General features: G+C 61.7%; 20 protein-coding genes and 1 tRNA gene. 13 read left to right on the top strand and 8 right to left on the bottom strand.

Going from position 1 to position 24,360, the window contains the following annotated elements; all coding sequences use genetic code 11:
- Position 1 precedes the first annotated feature (1 nt).
- On the top strand, positions 2-2,464 hold the full coding sequence (locus K5K89_RS20260) for an EAL domain-containing protein (RefSeq protein WP_071490745.1): 2,463 nt from the start codon (positions 2-4) through the stop codon (positions 2,462-2,464).
- A 78-nt stretch (positions 2,465-2,542) separates the two neighbouring features.
- On the top strand, positions 2,543-3,310 hold the full coding sequence (locus K5K89_RS20255; protein WP_219733315.1) for a TenA family transcriptional regulator: 768 nt from the start codon (positions 2,543-2,545) through the stop codon (positions 3,308-3,310).
- 181 nt (positions 3,311-3,491) lie between these two features.
- Here K5K89_RS20255 and K5K89_RS20250 read toward each other — a convergent pair whose 3' ends face one another.
- The 4 genes from K5K89_RS20250 to K5K89_RS20235 form a co-directional block, all read right to left on the bottom strand.
- A complete protein-coding gene (locus tag K5K89_RS20250) occupies positions 3,492-4,418 on the bottom strand; it encodes a GGDEF domain-containing protein (RefSeq protein ID WP_071490743.1) in 927 nt (308 codons plus the stop codon).
- Positions 4,419-4,725: 307 nt separating this feature from the next.
- Positions 4,726-6,000: an MFS transporter gene (locus K5K89_RS20245; protein ID WP_222540143.1), complete on the bottom strand. Its 1,275-nt coding sequence runs from the start codon at positions 5,998-6,000 to the stop codon at positions 4,726-4,728.
- Between the two features lie 46 nt (positions 6,001-6,046).
- Entirely contained in the window at positions 6,047-7,201 is a 1,155-nt protein-coding gene (locus K5K89_RS20240) for an acyl-CoA dehydrogenase family protein (RefSeq protein ID WP_071490741.1), read from the bottom strand.
- 69 nt (positions 7,202-7,270) lie between these two features.
- Positions 7,271-8,140: an IclR family transcriptional regulator gene (locus K5K89_RS20235; protein WP_092243260.1), complete on the bottom strand. Its 870-nt coding sequence runs from the start codon at positions 8,138-8,140 to the stop codon at positions 7,271-7,273.
- Between the two features lie 249 nt (positions 8,141-8,389).
- On the opposite strand from K5K89_RS20235, the gene K5K89_RS20230 reads away from it, so the two are divergent.
- The 3 genes from K5K89_RS20230 to K5K89_RS20220 are packed head-to-tail and all read left to right on the top strand — an operon-like array spanning position 8,390 to position 11,966.
- A complete protein-coding gene (locus K5K89_RS20230; RefSeq protein WP_071490739.1) occupies positions 8,390-9,175 on the top strand; it encodes an enoyl-CoA hydratase in 786 nt (261 codons plus the stop codon).
- A 2-nt stretch (positions 9,176-9,177) separates the two neighbouring features.
- The gene (locus tag K5K89_RS20225) at positions 9,178-10,707 is read left to right on the top strand and encodes a 3-hydroxyacyl-CoA dehydrogenase (protein ID WP_222540142.1); all 1,530 of its coding nucleotides are present in this window, start codon (positions 9,178-9,180) and stop codon (positions 10,705-10,707) included.
- Between the two features lie 26 nt (positions 10,708-10,733).
- A complete protein-coding gene (locus K5K89_RS20220) occupies positions 10,734-11,966 on the top strand; it encodes a CaiB/BaiF CoA transferase family protein (RefSeq protein ID WP_071490737.1) in 1,233 nt (410 codons plus the stop codon).
- On the opposite strand, the gene lldD is transcribed toward K5K89_RS20220, so the two are convergent.
- Positions 11,963-13,093 carry an FMN-dependent L-lactate dehydrogenase LldD gene (gene lldD / locus K5K89_RS20215; RefSeq protein ID WP_222540141.1) on the bottom strand — a complete coding sequence of 377 codons (1,131 nt, stop codon included), beginning with the start codon at positions 13,091-13,093 and terminating at the stop codon, positions 11,963-11,965. The genes K5K89_RS20220 and lldD overlap by 4 nt on opposite strands.
- A 100-nt stretch (positions 13,094-13,193) precedes the next feature.
- Between lldD and K5K89_RS20210 the strand changes: the two genes are divergently transcribed.
- Together K5K89_RS20210 and K5K89_RS20205 are read left to right on the top strand one after the other, a co-directional pair.
- Complete coding sequence (locus K5K89_RS20210) at positions 13,194-14,090, top strand: LysR family transcriptional regulator (RefSeq protein ID WP_071490736.1); 897 nt, start codon at positions 13,194-13,196, stop codon at positions 14,088-14,090.
- A 60-nt stretch (positions 14,091-14,150) separates the two neighbouring features.
- A tRNA-Asn gene (locus K5K89_RS20205) sits at positions 14,151-14,226 on the top strand.
- Positions 14,227-14,412: 186 nt separating this feature from the next.
- Here K5K89_RS20205 and K5K89_RS20200 read toward each other — a convergent pair.
- Complete coding sequence (locus K5K89_RS20200; protein WP_058424977.1) at positions 14,413-15,360, bottom strand: helix-turn-helix transcriptional regulator; 948 nt, start codon at positions 15,358-15,360, stop codon at positions 14,413-14,415.
- A 173-nt stretch (positions 15,361-15,533) separates the two neighbouring features.
- Between K5K89_RS20200 and K5K89_RS20195 the strand changes: the two genes are divergently transcribed.
- The 3 genes from K5K89_RS20195 (at position 15,534) to K5K89_RS20185 (ending at position 17,999) form a co-directional block, all read left to right on the top strand.
- Positions 15,534-15,962 carry a hypothetical protein gene (locus K5K89_RS20195; RefSeq protein WP_071492789.1) on the top strand — a complete coding sequence of 143 codons (429 nt, stop codon included), beginning with the start codon at positions 15,534-15,536 and terminating at the stop codon, positions 15,960-15,962.
- A 63-nt stretch (positions 15,963-16,025) separates the two neighbouring features.
- Entirely contained in the window at positions 16,026-17,327 is a 1,302-nt protein-coding gene (locus K5K89_RS20190; RefSeq protein WP_261400732.1) for a M48 family metallopeptidase, read from the top strand.
- A gap of 3 nt (positions 17,328-17,330) precedes the next feature.
- Entirely contained in the window at positions 17,331-17,999 is a 669-nt protein-coding gene (locus K5K89_RS20185) for a hypothetical protein (protein WP_261400731.1), read from the top strand.
- 86 nt (positions 18,000-18,085) lie between these two features.
- Here the strand turns inward: K5K89_RS20185 and K5K89_RS20180 are convergent, their stop codons facing one another.
- Positions 18,086-19,372 carry a CitMHS family transporter gene (locus tag K5K89_RS20180; RefSeq protein ID WP_058424974.1) on the bottom strand — a complete coding sequence of 429 codons (1,287 nt, stop codon included), beginning with the start codon at positions 19,370-19,372 and terminating at the stop codon, positions 18,086-18,088.
- 108 nt (positions 19,373-19,480) lie between these two features.
- Positions 19,481-20,407 carry an SMP-30/gluconolactonase/LRE family protein gene (locus K5K89_RS20175; RefSeq protein WP_222540140.1) on the bottom strand — a complete coding sequence of 309 codons (927 nt, stop codon included), beginning with the start codon at positions 20,405-20,407 and terminating at the stop codon, positions 19,481-19,483.
- Between the two features lie 328 nt (positions 20,408-20,735).
- Here K5K89_RS20175 and K5K89_RS20170 point away from each other — a divergent pair, with 328 nt between their 5' ends.
- From K5K89_RS20170 to K5K89_RS20160, 3 genes are all read left to right on the top strand, one after another.
- A complete protein-coding gene (locus tag K5K89_RS20170) occupies positions 20,736-21,677 on the top strand; it encodes a hydroxymethylglutaryl-CoA lyase (protein ID WP_222540139.1) in 942 nt (313 codons plus the stop codon).
- A complete protein-coding gene (locus K5K89_RS20165) occupies positions 21,674-22,873 on the top strand; it encodes a CaiB/BaiF CoA transferase family protein (RefSeq protein WP_071490726.1) in 1,200 nt (399 codons plus the stop codon). Before K5K89_RS20170 ends, K5K89_RS20165 begins: the two co-directional genes overlap by 4 nt.
- Positions 22,874-22,959: 86 nt before the next feature.
- A complete protein-coding gene (locus K5K89_RS20160) occupies positions 22,960-24,276 on the top strand; it encodes an MFS transporter (protein ID WP_058424970.1) in 1,317 nt (438 codons plus the stop codon).
- Positions 24,277-24,360 lie beyond the last annotated feature (84 nt).

The raw sequence follows: 24,360 nt of genomic DNA, 5'->3' as shown, positions 1-24,360 counted from the left end.
CATGAAGCAAAAGCGGACTCTCGGAACGCCACGGTTGTTGGGCATTGTCTGGCCCTTTATCGCCGTGGTGCTGTTCCAGGCATTGTTGGGTTGTGTCAGCCTCTACGTGCTCTCGGCGGTGCGCGGTTATGTGGCTGGCGAAAGCCTGTGGTCCAAGGGCCAGAAAGACGCGATCTACTACCTGACGCTGTATGCCGACAACCGCGACGAAACCACTTACCTCAAATACCAGCAGGCGATCGCCGTGCCCCAGGGTGGGCATGAACTGCGTGTCGCCCTGGACCGCTCCACCCCTGATCTTGCTGCCGCTCGGTTGGGTATCCTCAAGGGCGGCAACCACCCGGATGACGTCGCCAGTCTGATCTGGCTGTACCTCAACTTCCGCCATTTCAGCTACCTGGAAAAAGCCATCGAGCTTTGGACCGTGGGCGATGGCTACCTGGTGCAATTGGATGACCTGGCGCGAGAGATGCACGGTGCAATCACCCGTGACCAGGTCAGCGCCAACGATGTGCGCCAATGGAAGGCGCATATCATCGCCATCAACGAAGGTGTGACGCCCGCTGCCAAGGCGTTCAGCGATGCCTTGGGCGAAGGTTCGCGGATGATCCTGCGGCTGCTGGTGATCACCAACCTGGCCACGGCACTGGGCCTGATTGTGCTGGCGCTGTTGCGCACGCATAAACTGCTGGCCCAGCGCCATGCCTTCGCCGACGCCCTGCAGCAAGAGAAGGAGCGGGCGCAGATCACCCTGGAGTCGATTGGCGACGGGGTGATTACCACTGATGTCGATGGCGCCATCACGTACATGAACCCGGCGGCCGAGGCGCTGACCCACTGGAATTCTGCCCAGGCCCAGGGGCTGCCCCTGGCGGCGCTGTTCAATCTGCTGGATGACAATGCCCAGCCCGATGGCTTTACCCTGATCGAACATATCGTCAAGGGCCAGCTCGGCGGCGGCAGGGAGCATTCGAAAACCATCCAGCGCCTGGATGGCAGCACGGTCTCGGTGACCCTGGTAGGCGCGCCGATCCGCAGCGCCGGCAAGGTGACCGGGGCGGTGCTGGTGCTGCACGACATGACCCAGGAGCGTCAATACATCGCCAACCTGTCCTGGCAGGCGACCCATGACGCCCTGACCGGCCTGGCCAACCGCCGTGAGTTCGAGTACCGCCTGGAGCAGGTGCTCCACCCCATGGGGACGCAGCAGGGCGGGCGGCATGCGCTGATGTTCCTCGACCTGGACCAGTTCAAGTTGGTCAACGACACCTGTGGCCATGCGGCAGGCGACGAGTTGTTGCGGCATATCTGCGCGCTGTTGCAATCGGACCTGCGTGAAGGTGACACCCTGGCGCGCCTGGGCGGCGATGAATTCGGCATTCTGCTGGAGAACTGCCCGGCGGCCGCGGCTGAAAAAATCGCCGAGAGTCTGCGTCATACGGTGCAAAGCCTGCACTTCGTATGGAAGGGCCGGCCGTTCATGACCACCGTCAGCATCGGTCTGGTGCACCTTGGGCACACCCCGACGACCCTGGAAACCTCACTGCGCGCCGCCGACATGGCGTGCTACATGGCCAAGGAAAAGGGCCGCAACCGCGTGCAGGTCTACCACGCCGACGACTCGGAATTGTCCGTGCGCTTCGGCGAAATGGCCTGGGTGCAGCGCCTGCATATGGCCCTGGAAGAAAACCGGTTCTGCCTCTATGCCCAGGAAATCTCACCCCTGGGGCACACTGACGGTGGCGATGGGCATATCGAGATCCTGCTGCGCCTGCATGACGAGTCTGGCCGCATCATCCTGCCGGACAGCTTTATTCCGGCCGCCGAACGCTATGGCTTGATGACGTCCCTGGACCGCTGGGTAGTAGAAAATGTGTTCAAGATCATCAGCCGATGTCTGCAGGAGCGCCCGGGGCGTCCCATGGCGATGTGTGCGATCAACCTGTCAGGCATCACCATTGGCGATGATGACTTCCTCGGGTTTTTGCGTGAGAAGTTTCATACATACAATATTCCGCCGGGCATGATCTGTTTTGAAATTACTGAAACCAGCGCAATTGCAAATTTGGGCAGTGCGATCCGATTTATCAATGAACTCAAAGCCTTGGGTTGTCATTTTTCGCTGGATGACTTTTGTGCCGGAATGTCCTCGTTCGCATATCTCAAACATTTACCTGTAGACTTCCTGAAGATCGATGGAAGTTTCGTAAAGGATATGCTGGACGACCCGATTAACCGCGCGATGGTCGAAGTGATCAACCACATCGGCCATGTCATGGGTAAGCGCACAATTGCAGAGTTTGTCGAGACACCGCACATCGAACAGGCGTTACTCGAAATTGGTGTGGATTACGCTCAGGGCTACCTGATTGAACGACCGCAATTGTTTACCTTTGATAGCTTGCAGTGTCGACCTGTGCGGCCGCAGCCTCTGTTATTCAAGGCGCCCGGCACATTCCGCTGAAAACTTTGCTGGTCTGTACAATCACACTTAAAAAGGAGCCTTACAGTGATCGACACATTCAACAGAACCGGCCCGCTTATGGAAGCCTCGAGTTACCCCGCCTGGGCTCAGAAACTGATCCTGGACTGTAGCGAGAGCAAGCGCCGAGTTGTCGAACACGAACTGTACCAGCGCATGCGCGACAACACGCTCAGCGCCAGGACCATGCGCCACTACCTGATCGGTGGCTGGCCGGTGGTGGAGCAGTTTGCCTTGTACATGGCACAGAACCTCACCAAGACCAAATTTGCCCGCCATCCTGGGGAGGACATGGCGCGCCGCTGGCTGATGCGCAATATACGCGTGGAGCTCAACCACGCCGATTACTGGGTCAATTGGGCCCGTGCCCACGGCGTGAGCCTGGACGAATTGCAAGCCCAGGACGTACCGCCGGAGTTGCATGCCCTCAGCCATTGGTGCTGGCACACCAGCTCGGCCGATTCGTTGATCGTGGCCATTGCCGCGACCAACTACGCGATTGAAGGCGCAACCGGCGAGTGGTCCGCCGTGGTGTGTTCCACCGGTGTCTACGCGGCGGCCTTCCCCGAGGAAGAACGCAAGCGTGCGATGAAGTGGCTGAAGATGCATGCCCAGTACGATGACGCCCACCCGTGGGAAGCGCTGGAAATCATCTGCACCCTGGCCGGGATGAACCCCACCAAGGCATTGCAGGCGGAACTGCGCCAAGCCGTGTGCAAGAGCTACGACTACATGTATTTGTTCCTGGAAAGCTGCATGCGTCTGGAGAAAGAAAAAGCCCCAGCGGTGATGCGTGAGCGTCAGGCGCGGGTTGCCAGCGAGGCTTGATGTAACCGTTGTGGCGAGCGGGCTTGCCCCGCGTTGGGCCGCGAAGCGGCCCGCTTTTTATTCAAAAAGCATGGGACTGCTGCGCAGTCCAATGCGGGGCAAGCCCGCTCGCCACAACATGCCCGATTACCCCAACAAGCCTTATTGCCACAGCAAGCCAGTTCGCTACAGCTGAAGGGGGTTACCCCGCCATCGCCAGGCGGTTGCGGCCTTCGCGCTTGGCCACGTACAACGCACTATCGGCCCGGCGCAGCAGGCTTTCGGCAGATTCGGCGGGCAGCAGGGTCGAGCAACCCAGGCTCACCGTCAATTCGATCCGCGTTCCGTCCGCCCAATAATCCTGGGCTTGTGTCGCCTGGCGCAGGCGTTCGCCAACCATCTTCGCCGCATCGCGGCCGGTGTTGGACAGCAGGATCAGAAACTCTTCCCCGCCATAACGAAACACCATGTCCACGTTACGCAGCTGGCTCTTGATCGATGCCGCCACAGTGCGCAGCACGTTGTCGCCGGCGGCATGGCCGTGGGTGTCGTTGATGGTCTTGAAGTGGTCGATGTCCAGCATCAGCAAGGACAGCGGGTTCAGGTGGCGGCGCGCCATGTCGATTTCCCGTTGCAGGGTCTGGTCCATGGCGATGCGGTTGCCGGTCTCGGTCAGTGGGTCACGCAGCGCGCTGCGGGTGGCGGCGCGGTAGAGCAGGGCGTTGCGCATCGGGTAGAGCAGGGTCGCCAGCAGCGATTCAAGTTGGCCGAGTTCTTCTTCCGCCAGGCGCTGGTTGCGCCGGAAGATCAGCTCGCCCAGGTGCTCGCCTTCATGGCTCAAGCTGTAGCTCATCGAGTGATGGCCGCGATGGCCGAACTCCAGGCGCAGGTCGCTGGCCTGGTGACGGTAGTGCAGGGCGTCCAGGGGCACCAGGCGTTGGATCTCACGGAAGAACAGCGCCAGAATGCGCTCCGGTTCCAGGCTGGTTTGCAGTTGCTGGCCCAGTTGCTGGCGAAGTTCGATAACGGTGGTGGGGCGGCGCGGCAGGAGGGCGGGTTGACCAAAGCCCAGGCGTTGCAATTTGGCACTGTCAAAGTCAATTGCATGGGTCTGGGTAGGTGTTTTCATAACCGTTCGGCCTCTAAGCGCTCAGCTGTCTTACAGGCTCGATGAGAGTGGCGAATGCCAGGCGTCTTACTGTTCCTTCAGTTCCGTAAAACATGAATTACAGTCTAGACCGCTTTACCGTGGGTTATAACCCCTGGGCACTGCCGCACGTCTTGTCATCGCTTAACCTGCTTGGAGAGGGTTAGAGCGAGTTTCATGCCACATTCGTTCAATTAAATAAAAAGCCTTACAAATCAAGCGACTGTTTTTATCGCTAAAAACAGTCGCCGAAGGATGACGCCAGTTATTTGGCAAGCGGGCGCCGCGCTTACTGTTTTTGCGGATCGAACTGTTTATCGCGAATAAACAACGCCGGGATGACGCCGCAGATGAAGTACGCGCCGCCCATTACCAGGAACCCCATGCCGATGGAGCCATGGGACGCCAGGAAACCAATGGCTGCCGGTGCCACTGCCGCACCAATGCGCCCGATGTTGTAGGCCCCGCCCACTGCCGAACCACGAAACTTCGCCTCGAAGCTTTCGGTCATGTAGGTGGCATTCACGCCATAGGGAATCCCGTACAGGAAACCGAACACCACCAGCATCCACAAGATGTTCTCCGGGCTCTGGAACAACACGATTACCGGCAGGAAGACCGCCGTGCCCAGGGCGCCAAACGCAAACACGGCGCGACGTCCCAGGCGATCCGCCGCCAACCCCGCAAGGATCTTGCCGAAGATCATCGCGGCGTAGGTGCCGACCATATAGCTGGTCATCGACTTGAAGTTCATCCCCAGTTCGCTTTCCAGGTAGGACGGCATCCAGTTGTTCACACCGTAGTAGCCGAACTGCAGGAAGCCTGCGGTCAAGGCCCAGAGCAGGAACATGCGGCTGGCTTTGGGGTCGCTGAAGATCAGCTTGAACATGCCGTCGGGCTTTTTCTGCTGGGCTTGCCGGGTGCCATTGGCTTTCTCCTGCGCGCGCTCGGCGCGTGCGGTCAGCCAGGCTTGAGGCTCTGGCACCAGGCGTTGCATCAACACGGCGAGGATCACCGGGATGATCGCCACGTAAAACAACCAGCGCCAGCCGTGTTCGGGCAGGATCCAGCCTGCCAGCAGCGTGGCGACGATGTACCCCACCGACCAGCCAGCCTGCAGGGTGCCGAGCACAGTGGTGCGGTAGCGGGTCGGCACGTATTCGGCCATCAGCGTATTGCACGCCACATACAGCGCACCCAGGCCGAGGGAGGCGAAAAACCGCGTGCTCGCGAACTGCCAATAGCCGTGGGTCATGCCCAGGATCGCCGTGCCCACGGAGAACAGCACGATGCTCCACACGACGGTTTTGACCCGGCCGAAGCGGTCACAGGCCCAGCCCCCGTAGATGCCACCAATGGCCATGCCGGCCAGGGTGAAACTGCCCAGGCTGCCGGCCTCGACGCTGGTCAGGCCGAACTCGGCCTTGAGGCTGCTGAGGCTGTAGGACAGCAACATCAGGTCTGCGCCATCGATCAACAGACCGAGGAAGCAGAAGATAAAGACAATGATCCACAGTTTGCTTTTTGCAGGCGACAACGCGCCCGCCGATGCGGCGACTTCCATAGCGATACCTTGTTGTAGTTGTTAGGGCATTGGGTATGGGTGGTGCTCAGCGTTGCGCCGCGCGAATCATGTTGCGGGCAATCACCAGTTGCTGGATCTGCGTGGTGCCTTCGTAGAGGCGGAACAGGCGAACATCCCGGTAGAAACGTTCAATGGCGTACTCGCTGATATAGCCGGCGCCGCCATGGATCTGCACACAGCGGTCAGCGACGCGACCGCACATCTCGGTGGCGAACATCTTCGAGCAAGAAGCTTCGGTGCCGATGTCCCGGCCTTCATCACGCTTGCGGGCGGCGTCGAGCACCATGCAGCGCGCCGCATAGATTTCGGCCTTGCTGTCGGCGAGCATGGCCTGGATCAGCTGGAACTCGGCAATCGGCTGGCCGAATTGCTTGCGTTCGATCGCGTAGTTCAGCGCGTCACCCAGCATGCGCTCGGCGGCGCCCACGCTGACGGCGGCGATGTGCAGGCGGCCTTTGTCGAGGACCTTCATGGCGGTCTTGAAACCCACGCCTTCCACGCCACCGATCAACTGGCTGGCTGGCACGCGGACGTTGTCGAAGATCACGTCGCTGGTGTGCGCGCCGTGCTGGCCCATCTTGTGATCGCGCTTGCCCAGGGACAGGCCTGGCGTGTCACGTTCGATGATGAACGCGCTGATACCGCCCGAGCCGCGGATCGCCGGGTCGGTGCGCGCCATCACCGTGAAAATCCCGGCGTGGGGTGCGTTGGTGATAAAGCGCTTGGTGCCGTTGATCACGTAGTGGTCGCCATCGCGTACGGCGGTGGTTTTCAGCGAGGCGGCGTCGGAGCCGGAGTCGGGTTCGGTGAGGCAGAACGAGCTGAGCAGCGCACCGCTGGCCAGCAACGGCAGGTAATGTTCCTTCTGCGCGTCGGTGCCGTCGAGCAGGATGCCGATGGAGCCGATGCCATTGTTGGTGCCGAAGTACGAGCGGAAGGCCGGGGAGGTGCGCCCCAGTTCAAAGGCGATGGTCACCTCTTCTTCCATGGTCAGGCCCAGGCCGCCGTAGGCTTCGGGAATGGTCAGGCCGAACAGGCCCATGTCCTGGAATTGGCTGATGATGTCCGCCGGGATTTCATCGGTTTCGGCGACTTCGTTTTCCCGTGGGATCAGCGCTTCATCGACGAACTGCGCAATGGCGTCCACCAGGATATGCAGGGTTTGTGCGTCTCGGATCATGTGCAGCCCTCAGCGGCCCGTTCGGCGGGCCTGTTATCGTCAATCTGCCGAGGCCATGCACCTGTCCAGCTAGCGGGTGGCGGCCTCGATATTGTTCACCATGTGCTTGAGGCGGGGGCCGATGTCGTCTTCGAGTTTCTCCCGGGAGAGGTGGAAACTCGGTCCGCCACAGTTGAACGCCAGCAAGCCGTGTTGTGCGTGTCGCAGCGGTACGGCGATGGCGTTGACATCGCGGTGCCACTCACCGATCGACATGCAATAGCCGAAATCGGTGTAGTCCCGGAAGGCGCGTTCCAGCCCCTTGCGGATGTTCGGCCAGTCCTCCAGATGGCGCTGGCGGATGTGGTCGAGAATGAACTCCCGCTCGTTTTCCGGCATCGCTGCCAGGCAGGCGCGGCCTGCTGAACTCAAGTGCAACGGCAACCGTGTACCGACCTGGCGGCGCATGGTCATGTTGGCTTCGCCCTGGACCACATCCAGGTACACCGCGTCGAGGCGGTCGCGGGTGGCCATCGCGACGGCCGCCTGGGCGTACTTGGCCATGGTCTCCATCAACGGGTGGGCCACGGCGCGGATCGACAGGTTCGACAACATGGCGTAACCGAAGGCCATCACGCCCACCTCCAACTGGTACCGGCCCGACTGCGGCAGGTGCCTGAGGTAACCCAAGCGGGTCAGGGTGTGGGTCATGCGGGTGATCGTCGGTTTCGGCAGCCCGGTCTTGCGCGCCAGTTCCTGGTTGCCCAGCACACTCTCGCTCGGCGTGAAACAGCGCAGCAGTTCCAGGCCACGGGCCAGGGCGGTGACGAACTGGCGGTCCTTGTCTTCCTCCTCATCGTTGTGCATCGGGTCAATCAACAAATGCTCGAAGGCGTTGTTGCCTGCTGGGACTTGGTTGTTGTCCGAGTCCGGGTTTCGACGGCGCATGTTAAGCCTCATTTTTTTATAAAATCAACAAAACAAAATAGTATTCCGCACAGCGAAACTAAGCAACTTTTTGCCTAGCGATTATTTGATACGATAAACCCCAATAAAACAGCAGGTTAAAGACTGTATGTGCATGAGTTCGGGTTTTTACGTTTACACCTGTGGGGACGATACTTATGATTATCGATAAATACGGAATGTTATTTCGCATAGCGAAACAAGTGCAATCCAACTAACAAGAACTGTGCAGCAGGAGTCAATGTGACCAACGCTAACCCACCCGTGGTGACCCTCGACGTCCAGGACAATGGCGTGGCCGTGGTCCGTATCCATCGCCCCGAAGTCAAGAACGCCCTGAATACCCAGGTGCGTGAAGCGCTCGCCGAGCACTTTCGCGCTTTGGCTCGCCGTCAGGATGTGCGTGCCATTGTGCTGACGGGGGGCGAACAGTTCTTCGTCGCAGGTGCGGATATCAAGGAGTTCGCCGCTGCCGGGGCGATCGATATGTACCGCCGCCACACCGAATATCTGTGGGAAGCCATCAGTCGCTGCCCCAAGCCGGTGATCGCGGCCGTCAATGGTTTTGCCCTGGGCGGTGGCTGTGAGCTGGCGATGCATTGCGACCTGATCGTGGCGGGCGAGTCGGCGCGGTTTGCCCAGCCGGAGGTCAAGCTGGGCTTGATGCCGGGGGCGGGCGGCACCCAGCGGCTGGTGCGGGCGGTGGGTAAATTCCAGGCGATGCGCATTGCGCTCACCGGCTGCATGGTCAGCGCGAAGGAAGCCCTGGCCATGGGCATGCTCAGCGAGATGGTCAGCGACGATCAGACACTGCCCCGCGCCCTGGAACTGGCCGCGCAGATCGCCGCGCTGCCGCCGTTGGCGGTGGAGCAGATCAAGGAGGTGATGCTGGCCGGTGCCGACCTGCCGCTGGAGAGCGCCCTGGTGCTGGAGCGCAAGGCGTTCCAATTGTTGTTCGACTCCAAGGACCAGAAGGAGGGCGCTGCGGCGTTCTTCGAAAAACGCACGCCGCAGTACCGGGGGGAATAAGCATGAGCGACGCTATCAACACGATGGGCCTGGTGGGCACCGGTGTCATGGGCGCGGGCATTGCGCAAATCGCTGCTCAGGCCGGTGTTCGGGTATGCCTGTTCGATGCTCGCGACGGCGCTGCGCAAGCGGCCCGTGACAGCCTCGGTGGTACATTTGCGAAGTTGGTGGGCAAGGGCAAGATCAGCCAGGCGGCGGTGGACGCAGCGTTGGCCAACTTGCAGGTGATCGACCGCCTTGAGGACCTGCGCGATTGCGACCTGGTGGTCGAAGCCATCGTGGAAAACCTCGACGCCAAACGCGGCCTCTTGCAACAGCTTGAAGGTATTGTCAGCCCCACGTGCATCCTGGCGACCAACACGTCTTCACTCTCCGTCACGGCCATCGCCACTGGTTGCCGGCACCCCGGGCGTGTGGCGGGCCTGCACTTCTTCAACCCGGTGCCGTTGATGCGCGTGGTGGAGGTGATCGATGGCCTGGCCACCGCGCCCAAGGTCGGTGAGGCATTGCTGGCCCTGGTTGCACGCACCGGCCATCGCGGCGTGCGCGCCAAGGACACGCCTGGTTTCATCGTCAACCACGCCGGCCGGGCCTACGGCACCGAAGCCCTGAAGATGCTGGAAGAAGGCATCGCCGAGCGCGGCGATATCGACCGTATCCTGCGCGACGGCGCCGGGTTCCGCATGGGGCCGCTGGAGCTGCTGGACCTCACCGGCCTGGACGTGTCGCACCCGGTGATGGAGTCGATCTACAACCAGTTCTACCAGGAGCCCCGCTACAAACCGTCGGCCCTGACCCGGCAGATGCTGGTGGGCGGCCGCCTGGGGCGCAAGACCGGGCACGGCTTCTATCAGTATGAACACGGCCAGCTCATCAACGGCCCGCAACCCCAGCCGGTGCCCACGGTGCAACCGCTGCCACCGGTGTGGATCGCCACGGAAAACAGTGAAGACTACGAGCGCTTGAGTGCCCTGGTGATCGACCTGGGCGCCCATCTGGAACACGCTGCGCAACCGTCGCCACAGGCGTTATGCCTATTGGCGCCTTACGGCCGCGATGCCACCAGCACGTGCGTGCACTTCGATACCGACCCGGCGCGCACGCTGTGCATCGATGTGCTGACGGACCTGTCGCGCCACCGCACGCTGATGCAAAACCCGCTGACGGCCCCGGCGATGCGCGATGCCGCTCACGCCTTGCTCGCAGCGGATGGCGTGGGCGTCACGGTGATCGGCGACAGCGTTGGTTTTGTGGCCCAACGCACCTTGGCGATGGTGGTCAACCTCGCCTGCGACATTGCCCAGCAGCGCATCGCCAGTGTCGAGGATATCGACCAGGCCGTGCAGCTCGGCCTGGGCTACCCCAACGGCCCGCTGGCCTGGGGCGATGCCCTCGGGCCACGACGCCTGCTCACGATTTTACAGCGCATGAGCGAGCTCACCCACGACCCGCGCTACCGCCCCAGCCCGTGGTTGCGGCGGCGGGCGCTGCTGGGTATTTCCCTGCGCCATGAAGCGCCGAAAGCCGGCTGATTTCCCAACCTCACAGGATAAGAACAATGGGTGCATTGACAGGTTTGCGGGTGCTGGATCTGAGCCGTGTGTTGGCCGGCCCCTGGTGTGGGCAAGTGTTGGCTGACCTTGGCGCGGAAGTGATCAAGATCGAACGCCCGAAAAGCGGCGACGACACCCGTGCTTGGGGCCCGCCGTGGATGAAGACCGACACCGGTGAGTCGTCCGGCGAGGCTTCGTATTACCAGTCGACCAACCGTGGCAAGTTATCCGTGGCCATCGACATCGCCAGCCCCGAAGGCCAGGAGTTGGTACGGGCGCTGGCGGCCAGTTCCGATGTGTTGATCGAGAACTATAAAGCCGGCTCCCTGGCCCGCTACGGCCTGGACTACGCGACCCTGGCCGAGCTCAACCCGCGCCTGGTGTATTGCTCTATTACCGGCTTTGGCCAGACCGGCCCGCGTGCCGAGGAGCCGGGCTACGACTTCATCATCCAGGGCATCGGCGGCCTGATGAGCATCACCGGCGAGCGCGATGACTTGCCCGGCGGCGGCCCGCAAAAGGTCGGCGTGGCGTTCTCCGACCTGATGACCGGCCTGTATTCCACCGTGGCGATCCAGGCCGCGCTGCTCAGCCGTGAGCGCACCGGCGTGGGCCAATACATTGATATGGCGTTGCTGGATGTGCAGGTCGCGACCTTGGCCAACCAAAGCATGAACTACCTGGCCTCGGGCAAGGTGCCGCAGCGTTATGGCAATGCCCACGCCAATATCGTGCCTTACCAGGTGTTCCGTGCCGCCGACCGCGACTTCATCATCGCCTGTGGCAACGACAGCCAGTTTGTCGCGCTGTGCCAGAGCATCGGCCTGGCGCATCTGCCGGACGACCCGCGCTTTCGCCGCAACGCCGACCGCGTGGCCCATCGCGAAGAGATTGTCGCGCTGCTCTCGGCGCACTTTCTGGGGCGCAGTGCCGATGAGTGGGTGGCGTGTATCCATGCCTCGAAGGTGCCGGTGGGGGCGATCAACTCCATCGCGCAATCCCTGGAAGAACCCCAGGTGATCGCGCGCAACCTGATGGTGAAGATCCCCCATCCGCAAAACCCGGAGTTCGCCATGGTCGGCAGCCCGATCAAAATGTCCGGCACCCCCGTGGAGTATCAGCGGCCGGCGCCGAGGCTGGGGCAGCACACCGACGACATCCTCGGCGAGCGGTTGGGCTTGTCACCGGAGCAACTGGCCCGACTCAAGGCCCGCGGGATCGTTGAACAGCAGGGTTAGACCAGGGTGGTGCGGTCGATCTGCGCGATGGACGTGACGCCAGTCAGGGTCATGGCCACGCGCATCTCCTTGGCAAAGATGTCCAGCAGGTTTTCCACGCCGTGCTGGCCATCGGCGGCCAGCGCGTAGGCGGTGGCGCGTCCCAGCAGGCACGCCTTGGCACCCAGGGCGAGCATGCGCACCACGTCCAGCCCGGAGCGGATGCCGGAATCCACCAATACGGTGAGGTCATCGCCCACTGCATCGGCAATCGGCGGCAAGGCTTTGGCGGTGGACAACACGCCGTCCAATTGGCGGCCGCCGTGATTGGAGACCACGATGCCATCGGCGCCGAAACTCACCGCGTCCTTGGCGTCCTGGGGGTCGAGGATGCCTTTGATGATCATCGGGCCTTTCCAGAACTCGCGGATCCACTCCAGGTCTTTCCAGCTGATCGACGCGTCGAAATTGTTCGCCAGCCAGCCGATGTAGTCTTCCAGGTGGGTGGGTTTGCCCAGGTATTTGGAGATATTACCCAGGTCATGGGGACGGCCCATCAACCCCACATCGAAGGCCCATTGCGGCTTGGCGACGGCTTGCAGCATGCGTCGCTGTGCGGCGAACGGGCCGGACATGCCCGAATGGGCATCGCGATACCGTGCGCCGGGCGTGGGCATGTCCACGGTAAATACCAGCGTCGTCACACCGGCCGCTTGCGCGCGCTCCAGCGCGTTGCGCATGAAGCCGCGGTCCTTGAGCACGTACAACTGGAACCAGATCGCTTGCGCGCTTTGCGACGCCACTTCTTCAATCGGGCACACCGACACCGTCGACATGCAGAACGGGATGCCCTTGTTCGCCGCCGCCTTGGCTGCCTGCACTTCACCGCGCCGCGCATACATGCCGGTCAGGCCGACCGGGCTGAGGATCACCGGCATGTCGAGTTCCTGGCCGAACACCGTGGTCTTCAGGCTCAGATTGTCTACATTGCGCAGGATGCGCTGGCGCAGGCTGATCTCGGCCAGGTCCGAACTGTTCGCACGCATCGTGTGCTCGGCGTAGGCGCCGCCGTCGATGTAGTCGAACAGGAAGCGCGGCAGCTTGCGCTTGGCGGCTGCGCGGTAGTCGGAGGCGGACGAGATGATCATTTTTAGAGGCTCCACGGGCAAGGTGGCTTCAGGATAGGCAATTCTCTGGCATGATAAAAACAACTTTTATCGCTGGCAGCCAGTCGCCAAAGGAATACTGATGAACCTGAGAACATTGCGCGCCTTTGTTGAAGTGGTGCGCCAGGGCGGATTTTCCCAGGCTGCCGAGGTGGTGTCCTTGACTCAATCCAGCGTGAGCAAGGCGGTCAAGACCCTGGAAGACGAACTGGGCACGCCGCTGCTCAATCGCCTGGGCCATCGCAACGAACTCACGGCGGCCGGCGAAATTGCCTACCGTCGCGCCCTGGTGCTGCTCGCCGAGCGCAATGACCTGGTGGCCGAGATAAACGACCTGTGTGGCCTCAAGCGCGGCGTACTGCGCATCGGCCTGCCGCCGGTGGGTTGCGGCGTGCTGTTCGCGACCATGTTCGCCACCTACCGCAGCCGTTACCCGGACATCGACATCGAACTGACCGAATATGGCAGCAAAAAACTGCGCGAATGCCTGGAAGCAGGGGAGGTCGACCTGGCTGCGCTGCTGCTGCCGGTGGACGAAGACTTCGACTTCCAGCCCGTGCGCAACGAACCGTTGATGGCGGTGCTGCCCATCAGCCACCCGCTGGCCCGCCTTGAACGTATCGACTTCACCGACCTGGCCGATTCGCCGTTCATCCTGTTTGAAGCCGGCTTCGCCCTCAACGCCAAGATTCTCGCCGCCTGCGAGCGCAAGGGCGTCACCCCCAAGGTGACCGCCCGCAGCGGGCAGATCGACTTCATCATCGACCTGGTCGCCGCCGGCCTGGGCGTAGCCTTCGTGCCACGCATGCTGGCGCACAAACACCAACACCCCGGCATCGCCCTGATCCCCCTGGACGAACCCCACACCGACTGGCACATCGCCCTGGCCTGGCGCGCCAGCGCCCACCTGCCACCCGCCGCCCTGGCCTGGCTGGAACTGGCTAGGGAGCACGCCGTTTCAACCGGCCATCCGGTTTAATCACGCCGAGTGCCAGAGAAAGCTTGACTTCTCCTTTTCAATCAGTAACATACGGCGCATTCCGCGATAGCTCAGTTGGTAGAGCAAATGACTGTTAATCATTGGGTCCCTGGTTCGAGTCCAGGTCGTGGAGCCAGATAGCGACATAAAGAGAAGCCTGCAGAGATGCAGGCTTTTTTTTGCCTTGGATTTCTCTGGGGGGGATCAAAGCGCACAGCGTGATAGGCATGAAGGCGTCTCTAATCCTACGATTCAGAGGGAAGCCCCATGAAAGTCGCTGCAGTGGTTTCAACCAAAGACGGCAGAGTCGGCGTAGCGAACGTCAGGATTCAGCCCCTGGCGGATGACCGAAATACGCCTTGTAGGCGTGGTTGAAGTTGGCAGGGTTGGCGTACCCCAGGCGGTGTGCAATCTGCGCCACGTGCCATTTGCGCTGGCGCAGCAGGGTGCGCGCCAACTCCAGGCGCTGCTGGCGCACATAATCGAGCATCGATTGGCCGTACACCCGGCTGAAGGCACGTCTGAGGGTGGTTTCACCCACGCCCAGTTCCCGTGCCAGCGCCAGCGTGCCGGGTGGTTTCATCAGGTTTGCGTCGAGCTTGAAGCGTGCTTCATGTGCCAGGTCCGAATGGCTGCGCAACGGGGCCGTGGGCTTGGCCGGTTGTGGCGCCAGGTGCGTGGCCAGCTCGACCAGCACGGCCAGGCTCAGGCTTTCCTGGTTCAGCCGTTCCAACGCCCCCTGGTAGGGCGAGTGATAAAGGCGCTCGAACAAACGCCCGACGGCGCGACAGCCGTGCAGTTCTGAAAAGTGCATGCCATCGTCGAGCAGCCTGGCCAGCGATTGCAGTGACGGGTCTTCTTCGGCCAATTGGCGTAGGTAGTCGCCGCCGATGCGCAGCCCGGCCATGCGCGCACGGCTGCCGGCAGGCATCTGGTCCATGGCTTCCATGCTTTCGCTCAAGCCCAGCACATGGGGCGCGCCGGGGGTGTATTCATTTAGCCGGCCGTCTACCTGATGCTGCCATTGCCCACCCAGTACCTGCACGATGCACACGCTGTCGGGCAGCACCTTGTGGATGCGTAACGGTTCGGGGAACTGCAAATCGCAGTCGAAATACTGCAGGTGCGGCCGCACCGTCTGCGCACGGTAATGGCCGATCGCGCTGCCCATGACCTGCTGCGCGCTGTCATCGAATACACCGGCCTGGTCCAGGGCCTCTGGGTGATCGAAGCAGAAGTGGGTGTCCAGATAGGGGTTGCGGCGGTCCATTGGCAAAAGCGTCCGTCAGAGCGGGTGGGCAGCGTTGCATGATATCGACATCGGGCAGGCCGATCAGTTGTTGTGAGCCACGGCCTTATTATTGTGCGCCACGGCCGCACCGCTTGGCAGGCGTCGGCGCGTTGATTTCAATGGTCGGCTTTGAACTGTCGAGGAAGCCGTAAATGTTGATATATCGCAAGTGGGCAGCGCTGCTGGGCCTGGTTCTGGCCGTGATCGCGGGGATCGCCCAGGCTGACAACCGCCCGGAAGTCGCGGAAAAAGTGTTGGCCTATGCCGGCGAAGGCGGCGTGAAAGTCTGGACCCTGCGCATCGGCGCGCGCAGTGACAATCAGGCGCTGGTGCAGGTAGAGGGCGTGGACCACGACTGGAACATGAAGATCCAGAAAATGGCCGTGGAAAAGACCGGCAAGGACACCCGCTATTCCACCACCGTGGACGGCCAGAAGTTCGTCGTGCTGGTGCTGCGTCAAGGCTGGGGCGAGCTGTACTTGCCCGGCGACGCTCAAGCGTTGAACGTTGGCTATGACGAGTTCCTGTCCAGCCAAGGCAATGCGCAGGCATTCCTGACCGATTATTTGCAGGCCAACTGAGCAGTGGGTCGATTCGCACGGTGGTCGTGGGCGCTAACGATACTGGTACTGCCGCTGGCCCTGATGGGGTGGGCCAGTCTGCAGAGCTGGCGCGCCGATGAAGTGCTGCGGGACGCGCAAAGTATCGACGGCGACTACGCCTGGCTGCGTGTGCGTCAGGCCCTGGCGGGGTTGGCGTACTGGCTGGCCATCGCCGCGTTGGTGGCCGGGCTCTCAACATGGCTCAAGATGCGGCTGGACGCATGGCGCGCGCGGCAATCCAAGGACTTTCTCTACGGCCGTCTGTTCCTCTGCTGGCGTGCTCTGGGCCACTGGTTGGTGGCCTACACCGGGCTGCTGGTCTGCGCGATGGCGCTGTGCCTGCTGTATGAACTGAGCTGGGGCTGGAGCCACTTCAAGGCCGGCGGCTGGTTCATGCTGTTGGTGGCGGTGCCAGTGATTACCGTGCTCTGGACAGGCTGTCTGTTGATTGAGCGGTTGCGCCGGCAATGGCACGCCTTGGACCGGCCTTCCTCGGCGTTTCTGGGCCAAACCCTGGGGCGCGCCAAGGCACCGGCCTTATGGGCGTGGGTTGAGCAACTGGCCAATACGGCCGGTGCGCCGGTGCCCGACCATATCGTGGTGGGCATCGACCAGGCATTTTTCGTCACCAGCGTCGATGTCGCGCTGCAACCCGCCGGTGACGTGCTCAGCGGGCGCACCCTTTACTTGCCGCTGACCTACCTCTCTAGCCTGAGCCAGGCCGAAGCGGCGTCGATCATCGGCCATGAGCTGGGCCATTTCAGCAGTCGCGACACCGAACGGGGCAGCGAGATCGGGGCGCATTTCAGCCTGATGTGCCTGCACTTTTCGTATATCAGCGCTGGGGATGCCGACCCGGCGTGGGTCGAGCGCCCGGCAATCTGGATGACGCAGCGTTTCCTGCACCACTTTCAACTGGCGGTGCACCACTGGGGCCGCGCCCAGGAATTGGTCGCAGATAGGGTGGGCGGCAACATCGGCGGTGAGCGCTTATTCTGCCAGGCACTGTTACGCGTTATCGCGCTCGACGGTGAGATCCACACGCTGCTCACCGAGCGCCACCCGAACCTGATCCAGGCCCTTGCCGACCACCTGCTTCATACACCGCTGCGCTTGGACAAGGCAGCGCTGGACCATGCCATCGCGCACCCGTTCGATACGCACCCGCCGACATCACTGCGCATGCAGCAACTGGGCGTGCGACTGGATGACGACCTGCTGGCCCAGGCCACTCGCGTGCCTACCGAGCACGACCGCCACTGGTTCAGCCAACTCACCCATGCATCGTCCTCCGATGTCGGGCTGCCTGTATCACCGCCTATATCAATCGCTCAAGGAGAATGACCCATGACCCAACCCTCCGATCCGCTGTCGGATCTCGCCAGCACACTCAGTCAGGAATATGCCGACTCCCGCGAAGCTCAGCGCGAGCGTGCGATCGCCGAACTCGAGCAGGTCATCCATCGCGTGCCCGAGCAGACCGAATTCACCAATTCGCGCCGTTACAAGGTGCGCGGTCCGCTGTTTTTGCTGATTGCCCTGGGCTTGCTGGGCTTCGGGCTGCACCGAGGTTACAACGGCTTGGCCGTGTGTGCCGCGGTGATGGCCGTGGTGTTCGTACTGCTCACTTGGCAGCACCGCAACGCCGGGCAACATGCCTTTATGCGCCTGACCCGCCGCCAGTTGTTTGTGGACACCTTGAGTGCGCCGGTCGATCTCGTCGAAATTGCCGACGTCAGCGTCAGTGAGGAAGGCTGGCTGACGGTGCAGAAACTGATTTTGCGACCCGGTGCGCCCCTGCCTGTGCATCGCGCCACGCGACAGCTGTTCGGCAACCAGGCGCTGGCCCTGAACAAACCCCAGCCGCAGATCCTGATTCAATCCGCCGGCGTGATGCATGAGGGCCATACCCTGGATGACGACCAGATCGCAGGCATCCTCAACGCCTATTGCCAAGCCGCCCAGGCCCAACAACATCTTGATGCGCTGCGCCAGGGCACTCAGCGCGATTCCTGAGCGGTTGTACGGTAGAGCCGGTTCAGGGTTGTTGAAATTGCCTCGCTGCATTGACATCCAGATCCGCAAATCAACCTGTTGAGCATTCAGTTTATGACCGTGATCGCGCCAGTTGCGATGGCCGCGATCAACATCACCAGCACGGTGCCGAAGGTCCACTTCAGCGAGACCCGCTGGTTATCGCCATAGTCAATGTCCAGCAGCCCGCACAGTAGGTAAGTGGAGGCCACCAGCGGGCTGAGCAGGTGCACTGGCTGGCCGATCAACGAGGCGATGGCCATTTCGTGGGGGCCGATGCCGTAGTGGGCAGCGGTTTCGGCGAGGATGGGCAGCACTCCAAAATAGAACGCGTCGTTGGTCAGGACGTAGGTGAACGGCATGCTGAGCAGCGCGGTGATGACTGACATGCCGTGGCCAGCCTGCTCTGGCAGGATGGCGATCAGGTTATCGGAGATAGCCTTGATCATCCCGGTGCCGCCCATGATGCCGACGAAGATGCCCGCCGCAAAAATCAGCAGGGTCACGGCCAACACATTGTCGGCGTGCCGACCGATGACTTCCTTCTGCTGTTTGAGCGTCGGGTAGTTGATCAGGCAACCCAGGCCGAAGGCGACCATGAACAGGATCGGCAGCGGCATCAGGCTGAGCATCATCGAGCTGATGAGGGCGACCGTCAGGACCACATTGAACAGAAATTTCGGGTCGCTCAGGCGAACGTGTGCGTAGCCTTCGAGCACCTTGTCTTCGCTGACGCTGACAATACCCAAACGGCGGTATTCCATTCGACCTAGCCACCAGGCGGCAAAAATCACCCATACACCGCCAGCAATCATGATGGGAACCATCTGTAAAAACAGCTCGGTGATGTCGACGTGCATGGCACTGGCCGCTCGCGAAAACGGCCCGGCCCACGGCAGGATGTTCATCACCCCGATGGCCAGCAGTAGCACGGTGGCCATGACCTGCAAACGAATGCCGGTCAGACGATACAGCGGCAAAAAAGCTGCTGTGGCGATGATGTACGTGGTTGCGCCGTCGCCGTCCAGGCCGACGCACAACCCCAGCACGGCGGTGCCGACAACGATCTTGCGCGGGTCGCCCTTGACCAGCCGCAACAGCACCTTGATCAGCGGGTTGAACAGACCGGCGTCGGTCATCATGCAGAAATACAGGATTGCGAAGGTCAACATGATGCCGGTGGGGGCGAGCATCTTCACGCCGTCGTACATCATGCCGCCCAGTTGCGTGGCGAAACCGCCGAGGCAACCGAAGAGGATCGGCACCAGCAGCAGCGCCACCAGCGGTGAAAGGCGCTTGCTCATGATCAGGTACATGAAGCAGACGATCATGGCGTAGCTCAGAAAGATCAACATGGGCATCCCTTTTATTGGTTTTGTAGGGGGCGAGCGCGGGACGGCTCGCGTTCTTCGGGCCGAACGAAGCCGGTGCAGCAGGCGCACAGGATTCAGCGTGTTGCGGGTTTAGTGGTGCGAGAACATCGGCTGGCCGCTGTGGGGCAGGTCGGCGACCAGGATGGAACCTGTAGAAGAGTCGGTGATGAACAATTGCCGATTGCCCTCGCCACCGAACGCCAGGTTGGTCAGGGTGCGGCCTTGGGTGCACGAGCGAATGCGGTACAGCGGCACGGCGTGAGGGTCGAACACCCAGACGCAGCCGTTACCGGCATCGCACACATACAGATTGCCTTCGCTGTCCAGCGCCATGCCGTCGGCGCCACTGACGCCCCCGGCCATGGCGGTGAAAATGCCCGCCTTGCTGGTGCCGCCGTCGCGTTGGATCGGCAGGCGCCAGACAGCGTTGCCCCGAGTCATCGCCACGAAGAGCGCGTTCTGCGCGAGGTCCATGACAAGGCCGTTGGGGCTCGGGCCGTTGTCGATCAGACGCGTGAGGGTCTGCTTTTCCAGATCATAGGCGTAGACGCGACCGGTCGGGTCCTGCTGCCCGGTCTGGCCCTGATCGGTGAAGTACAGCTTGCCGCCGGCATCGAAGAATAGGTCGTTGACACCCTTGAAGCCTTCGCTGCGACTGTGAGTGAGGAACGGTGTCACCGCGCCGGTGTGCGGAACGAGCGTCAGGAGCCCTTGCTTGTAATCGGCGATGAAAATCCGCCCGTCGCGGTGGATTTTCAAACCGTTGGGCCAGCCATCGTACTCGGCGATCAACGTCCAGTGGCCTTGAGGGTCGATGCGCAGGATGCGGCCGTAGGGAATGTCGGTGACGTACAGGTTGCCGTCCCGGTCGAAGGACGGCCCTTCGAGAAAGCTTTTGACCTTCTGCCCTGGTTTGTTGGCGCGTACCCAGTCGGAGTCGCCGTCTTTCCAGAATTCTTCGGGCAGCGTGGTGAACACGCGGGTCGACAAATCGCGAGGCGGGGCATACAGGCTCACAGGATCAGCTCCTACGGGGGCGAACGGAAAGCACCGATCTTGCTGGTGACGAGACCTTTTCGCCTTATTGTTTTTGTTCTATCTGACAGAACGTTGTGTTTGCAGATAGAACAAGGTTCGACTTTATTTTTTCAGCTGTCAACCCACCGGGATTGTCTGTTTTTCATTTCGCAATTCATCACCAGGCACTCCCAACGCTCTCGGGAGCGCCCTGACGCATCGCTCGGGATGAGAGGCGTTGACAGTAGGATTTTGTCGGCTCATGATTATTTCAGAACAGTGTTCTGTCAGATAGAACTATTGCATTCCACCACCCGGAGACCCGGCGATGAACTCTAATAACAACCTGGACATCCTGATCAGCGAGGTCGGCCCCCGTGATGGCCTGCAAAGCATTAGCGCGACCATGCCCACTGCGCTCAAGCTTAAATGGCTGACGGCCCTGGCCGACGCGGGCTTGAAGGAGATCGAGGTCGGCTCGTTCGTGTCCCCCCGACTGCTGCCGCAAATGGCCGATGCCGCCGAGTTGGTGGCGCACATGCGTCAGCGTTCGGACGTGTTCGTTACCGCGTTGGTGCCGAACCTCAAGGGCGCCGAGGCAGCGTTCAACGCGGGCGTACAAAAGATCACCCTGCCCATTTCCGTCAGCGAGCCCCATTCACTGGCCAACATCCGCAAGACCCATCAACAGGTCTACGACGAAGTGCGCACGGTGATGGCCCTGCGCAACGAGCGCTTCCCGCACGTCGAGGTCGAGGCCGGGCTGTCGACGGTGTTCGGTTGCACGATTCAGGGCGAGGTGCCCGAGGACGACGTGCTGCGCATGGCCCTTACGATGGTCGAGCTGGGCGTCGATGAAGTCGGGCTCGCCGACACTGTGGGGTACGCCAATCCGGCGCAGGTGCGTCGCGTGTTCACCCGTCTGCGCAACGAGATCGGCAGCAAGGCCGGCAGCGCGCATTTTCACAATACCCGTGGGCAGGGCCTGGCCAATGTGGTCGCGGCGCTGGACGTTGGCGTCACCACCATCGATGCCTCTCAGGGCGGTATCGGCGGTTGCCCGTATGCGCCGGGGGCGTCGGGCAATATCGTGACCGAGGATCTGGTCTACCTGCTCGAGTCCATGGGCCTGCGCACCGGCGTGGACATCGACAAGCTGGTGGCCGCTCGCGCCTGGCTGAAACAGGGCCTGCCGGGAGAGCCGCTGTATGGCTTCATCCCTGACGCAGGCGTCGGCAAGAATTTCCATTACGCCGGAGGTGCGCGATGAGCCTGCTCAATCGGAACCTTCAGGCGCTGCCGCTGGCAGGCGTGCGCGTGGTCGAGTTCGTGCACATGGTCATGGGCCCGACCTGTGGGCTGGTGCTGGCGGACCTCGGCGCTGAAGTGATCAAGGTCGAGCCGACGCCCGAGGGTGACAACACGCGTCGCCTGACCGGCTCCGGCGCTGGCTACTGGATGACCTACAACCGCAACAAGAAAAGCTTCGCGGTCGACATCAAGACCGAGGAAGGCATGGCCGCGGTGCGCAAGCTGATCGAAAGCGCCGATGTGGTCACCGAGAACTTTCGTCCCGGCGCCATGGACAAGCTCGGCCTGGGCTACGAGCAGGTCAAGGCGATCAAGCCGGACATCATCTACAGCTCGATGAAAGGCTTTCTGCCGGGGCCGTATGAACATCGCACTGCGCTGGACGAAGTGGTGCAGATGATGACGGGCCTGGCCTACATGACGGGTCCCGAAGGCCGCCCGTTACGCGCCGGTGCCTCGGTCAATGACGTAATGGGCGGTATGTTCAGCGCCATCTCGATTCTGGCGGCGCTGTGGCAACGCAAAAACACCGGGGAAGGGCAGTTCGTGCAGACCGGGCTGTTCGAGAACTCAGCGTTTCTGGTGGGGCAACACATGATGCAGATGGCAACCACTGGCAAGCCTGCCGCGCCGATGCCCAGTCGTTTGTCAGCCTGGGCGATCTACGACGTGTTCAATACCCTGGGCGATGAGCAGGTGTTCATGGGCGTGGTGAGCGACAGCCAGTGGGTCAATTTCTGCCAGGGTTTTGGCTTTACAGAGCTGGGGCGCGACCCTGGACTGGCGAAAAACACCCAGCGCGTGCAGGCCCGGGCGAGGATTCTGCCGCAGGTCCGCGAGCGTCTGGCGCAAATGAGCAAGCAGGAGGTCATGGACCTGTGCGAGCAGACGGGCCTGCCGTTTTCGCCGATCCAGCGGCCGCAGGACCTGTTCGAGGACCGGCACCTGAACGAGTCGGGTGGGCTGGCCCATCTGACGCTGGAGAATGGCGACGCGGTCAAGGTGCCAATGCTGCCGTTCGAGATGAATGGTCGTCGCTTCAATACCCGCCTCAATGTGCCGCAAATGGGCAGTCACTCTGCCGAGCTGCTCGAAGAAATGGGCTACGCGTCGGGTGACATCGAAGCGTTGCGCGGGCGTGGCATCGTTCGCTGATACCGCTGGAAGGGATTCCTGATTCCTGTAGCTGACGGACATTCCCGCCGTCAGCCTTATAAAAATAAATGCTGAGGAAACCCGTCATGGCCATCGTCACGACACCCCCGCACAGCAGCGATATCAGCAGCGTGCGCTCCCTGGATGCCGAGCAGACCCGCGTCCTGCACAAGGCCGCCTGGCGCTTGATCCCCTTGCTCGCGCTGGCGTATTTCTTCAATTACCTGGACCGCACCAGCGTCGGCTACGCCGCGTTGCAGATGACCGAGCAGTTGGGCCTGACCGCCACGCAGTTCGGTCTTGGCGCGGGCATCATGTTCTTCGGCTACTGCCTGTGCGAAGTGCCGAGCAATCTGGCGATGTACCGTTTCGGCGCCCGCCTTTGGATGGCGCGGATCATGATCACTTGGGGCCTGGCCGCTGCCGCCACCGCGATGATCGTCGGGCCGTACAGCTTCTATATTGTGCGCTTGATCCTCGGCATCGCTGAAGCCGGCTTCTTTCCCGGCGTGATTTTCTTCCTTACCCTGTGGTTCCCCGCGCAATACCGCACGCGGGTGTTGGCCTGGTTTACCGTGGCCACGCCGATCTCGTTTCTGGTGGGTGGGCCGCTGTCGATCTGGCTGTTGCAGATGCACGGTTTGCTCGGGCTTGCGGGTTGGCAGTGGATGTTTCTCATCGAAGGGGTGCCAGCGTGCATCCTCGGTTTGATTACCTTGAAGGTGCTGACCAACCACCCGGCCGAGGCCAAATGGCTGACCGCCGAAGAACGCCATGTGCTGACCGGCATGCTCGCCGAAGAGCAGAGCAAAGGTCAGCACAGCCATGGCTTCAAGGCCGCACTCAAAGACCCACGCGTGTGGATTCTCAGCTCGATCACCTTCAGCTTCACCCTGGGCTCCTACGGCATCGGTATCTGGTTGCCGCAGATGCTCAAGGCCCATGGTGTCGAAGTCAGCATGATCGGCTGGGTTGCGGCCATTCCGTACTTCTTTGCCACTGTAGCGCTACTGATCTGGGCCAAACATGTGGACCGTACCGGCAAAGGCATTTTCAACCTGACCGTGGCCATGCTGCTGGCAGGCTTTGCGTTAATCCTGGCGCTGCGAATGGACGCGCTGGTTCCGGCACTGGCAGGGATTACTTTAGCGCTGATCGGTACGATCGCTGGCAAGACGATTTTCTACACTTTGCCGGGCAAGTTCCTGCGCGGGCAAGCCGCAGCGGGTGGAATCGCACTGATCAATTCCATTGGCGCGTTTGGCGGGTTTGTCGGGCCTTACCTGATGGGCTTTTTGAAGGACTACACCGGGTCGTTCACCGCAGGTCTGATGGTCATGGGCTGCATCATGTTCGTTGCCGCAGCAATGGTCGTCTCGCTTCGCTTCTTCCTGCGCGAGTAGTGAGCAGCGGCTGCACTTTTTTCAGAAGGGATCGGGCGGCTCTGATATTGTCTTGCGGGTTGGCGGGGTGGTTTGCGAATCATC

The organism is Pseudomonas sp. DR208 (assembly GCF_019823005.1).
In the GTDB taxonomy this organism is placed as follows: Bacteria; Pseudomonadota; Gammaproteobacteria; order Pseudomonadales; family Pseudomonadaceae; genus Aquipseudomonas; species Aquipseudomonas extremorientalis.
The sequence above is the reverse complement of the archived record's forward strand: the minus strand, read 5'-3'. Positions and strand labels throughout refer to the sequence as shown.